This is a genomic window from Desulfocurvus sp. (genome assembly GCF_023230885.1).
In the GTDB taxonomy this organism is placed as follows: Bacteria; Desulfobacterota; Desulfovibrionia; order Desulfovibrionales; family Desulfovibrionaceae; genus Desulfocurvus.
Genome location: NZ_JALNWM010000272.1, coordinates 1 through 3,316 on the forward strand (window position 1 = coordinate 1; position 3,316 = coordinate 3,316).

Below are 3,316 nucleotides of genomic sequence, written 5' to 3' on the forward strand. Positions count from 1 at the left end.
CGGGAAAAAGGCCGGGGATCATGTGGGCGTTCTCGACCGTCGCATGCTGATCGGCACGGTTGGCGGCCTGCTGGGGCGGCCCGTGCCCTGAGGGCCGGGCCGCCCGCCCGGCCCGGCGCACCGGGCACCGCCCCCTCGCAGGCCGGTTTTTTGGCGCCGGTGCCGTCTTGTCGCCACTCTTTCCTTTCTTTGTCCTGCGGATTGGCCTATCCTGGACGCGCAGCGCGCCTTCCGGGAACGGGGCGCGGCAGGGGGGGATGCGGAACAGGCTCCGAGACCGGGTTGGGCGGATGAAAATACGGACCAAGATACTTGCCGGGTATTTCCTCATCTTCACGGTGACCATCCTGCTGGGCACCGGGCTGCTGTACATTCAGATCAAGGCATCCCTCCAGGACAGCATCGAACACGAGCTGGCCAACAGCGCGTCGAGCATCGCCGCCACGGTGCGCACGGCGGTGGATGTGTCCATCCGCAACCACCTGCGCGCCGTGGCCGAAAAGAACCGCGAGATCATCGCCGGGCTCCACGCCCGGCAGCAGGCCGGGGAGCTGACCCGGGACCAGGCCCAGGCCCGGGCCTCGGAGATCCTGGCCTCCCAGCGCATCGGCCGCACCGGCTACCTGTACTGCCTGAACAGCAAGGGCGTGGTGACCTTCCATCCCCGGCCCGGCAACCTGGGCCGCGACGTGTCCGAATTCGCCTTCGTCCGCCAGCAGACCCGCGCCCGCGAGGGCTACCTCGAATACCAGTGGAAGAACCCCGGCGAAGCGGACCTGCGCCCCAAGGCCCTGTACATGACCTACTTCGAGCCGTGGGACTGGATCATCTCCGCCAGCTCCTACCGCGAGGAGTTCAGCGCCCTGGTCAACGTGGCCGACTTCCGCGAGGGCCTGCTTTCCCTGCGTTTCGGGCGCGACGGCTACGCCGTGGTCTTCGACCTGGAGGGCAACGCCATGGTCCACCCGCATCTGCACGGCAACGCCATGCATGTGCGCGACGCCCTCGGAATGGCCCTGATCCAGGAGATGGTCGCCCGCAAATCGGGCCTGATCTACTACTGGTGGCGCGACCCCGGGGAGGACGAACCCCGCGAGAAGATCGTCACCTTCAACTATCTGCCGGAGCTGGGCTGGATCGCCGGGACCACGGGCTACGCCGACGAATTTTTCGCGCCGCTGCGCAGCCTGCGCCTGGCCGCGGCGGTGGCCGTGCCCCTGGTGCTGCTGCTGGGGCTGCCGTTTTCGCTGTGGGTCGGCTTGTCGGTGTCGCGGCCCCTGGAGGTCCTGCGGCGCAGTTTCGCCAGGGCCGCCGAGGGCGACCTCGGCCAGCGCGTGGCCCCCGGGGGAACCGAGGAGATGGCCCACCTTGCGGGCTATTTCAACGGCTTCATGGAGCGCATGGGCGAGTTCAGCGCCTCGTTGCGCCGCGAGGTCGCCGAGCGCCAGCAGGCCGAGGAGCGCGAGGCCCGGGCGCGGGCGCATTTGCAGGATGTGGTGGATTCCATGGCCTCGGTGGTCATCGGCCTTGACGGCGATGGCCGGGTGACCCTGTGGAACCGCCGGGCGGCCGAGGAATTTGCCGTGGAGCCGGGCGAGGCCCTGGGGCGGCCCGCCGGGGAGGTCTGCCCGGTCTGGGGCCTGTGCCGCGACGCCGTGGCCGCCGCCCTGCGCGAGAACCGCCCGGTGGTGCGCGACAAGCTGCCCGGCCGCCGGGCCGGGCGCACGGTCTACAGCAAGGTCGAGGCCACCCCCCTGCGGGCGGGGGGCGGCGTGGGGGTCGTGCTGCGCATCGTCGACATCACCGAGCGCGTGCACATGGAAGAGATGATGGTCCAGACCGAGAAGATGATGAGCGTGGGCGGCCTGGCGGCGGGCATGGCCCACGAGATCAACAATCCCCTGGGCGGGATCCTCCAGGGCGTGCAGAACGCGCAACGGCGCCTGGGCGAGGACCTGCCCGCCAACCGCCAGGCCGCCGAGGAGGCCGGGACGACCCTGGACGCCCTGCGCGGCTACATGCAGCGCCGGGGCATCCCCGCCACCCTGGAGGGCATCCGCCAGAGCGGGCTGCGCGCCGCGCGTATCGTGGCCAACATGCTGGAGTTCAGCCGCCGCAGCGAGTCCAGCCGCATGCCCTGCGACGTGGTCAGCCTGCTGGACAAGGCCGTGGAGCTGGCCGAGAGCGATTACGACCTCAAGAAGCGCTACGATTTCAGGAAAATATCGATCGTGCGCGACTACGAGCCCGACCTGCCGTCCGTGAACTGCGCGGCCACGGAGATCGAGCAGGTGTTCCTGAACCTGCTGCGCAACGCGGCCCAGGCCATGGGCGGCGCCCTGCGCGACGGCGTTGCGCCCGCCCTGCGCCTGAGCGTGCGCCGCGAGGACGGCTGGGTGCGCGTGGAGGTGGCCGACAACGGGCCCGGCATGACCGAGGCCACGCGCAAGCGCATCTTCGAGCCGTTCTTCACCACCAAGGATGTGGGCGAGGGGACGGGGCTTGGGCTGTCGGTGTCCTACTTCATCGTCACCCGCAACCACGGCGGCACCTTTGCCGTGGATTCCGAGCCCGGGCAGGGCGCCAGCTTCGTCATCCGCCTGCCGCTGTAGCGGGCAGCCTCAGCCGCCTGCGCGCAGCCCCGGGCGGCGCTTGAGCAGGGCCATCAGGCAGTCGTAGGAGCCGCCGCAGGTCGTCAGCGCGTGCTCCAGGTGGGCCAGGTTGCGGGATATGGCCAGGGCGTAGAGGTCCTGGCCGATGCCCCAGCGCTCGCGGAAGTGGTGGACCATGTAGCGCATCTGCCCTCCCAGGGGGCCGTCCATGCGCGGCCTGGCCACCTGCTCGTAGAAGGAGCGGGTCTTGAGCATGAGGTCCAGCTCGGAGCTGAACCCGGGCAGGCCGGCCTCCTCGAATTCCCTGAACAGATGGGGCAGCTTTTCCAGGTAGTGGCGGTCGGCGATCTGCGCGGCCAGGTCCGCCGTGCCGAGGATGAGCCCGGCCCGGGCGGCCTGGGGCGTGCGGAAGGGCACCTGCGAGGGGTCGCCCGCCAGCTCGGTGCAGCGGATCATGGCCTCGGCCTCGTCCAGGTCCTGCGCGCCGATGCCCAGGGGCTCCAGGAAGGCGCGCATGACCGCCGCCGAGCGGACCTCGTGGCCCACGGTGTGCCGGGCGCCGGTGCCCTGGGTTTCCTCATGGTGCTGGATGAGGCCGGTGTCGTGGAAGTAGGCCGCGGCCACGCCCAGCAGGAAGGGCTCCGGGGCGACCTCGCCCAGGGCCAGGGCGCTGCCGTGCAGCAGCCGCAGGGTGGCCAGCACCA

Annotated in this window: 2 protein-coding genes; one reads left to right on the plus strand and one right to left on the minus strand. The window is 70.5% G+C overall.

Annotated features, from left to right (window positions below; all coding sequences use genetic code 11):
• Positions 1-290 precede the first annotated feature (290 nt).
• Positions 291-2,612 (plus strand): cache domain-containing protein, encoded by a 2,322-nt coding sequence (locus tag M0P34_RS14515; protein WP_291500392.1) that lies wholly within the window; start codon positions 291-293, stop codon positions 2,610-2,612.
• A gap of 9 nt (positions 2,613-2,621) precedes the next feature.
• On the opposite strand, the gene M0P34_RS14520 is transcribed toward M0P34_RS14515, so the two are convergent.
• The coding region (locus tag M0P34_RS14520; protein ID WP_291500394.1) for a hypothetical protein at positions 2,622-3,316 on the minus strand (695 nt) is incomplete at its 5' end.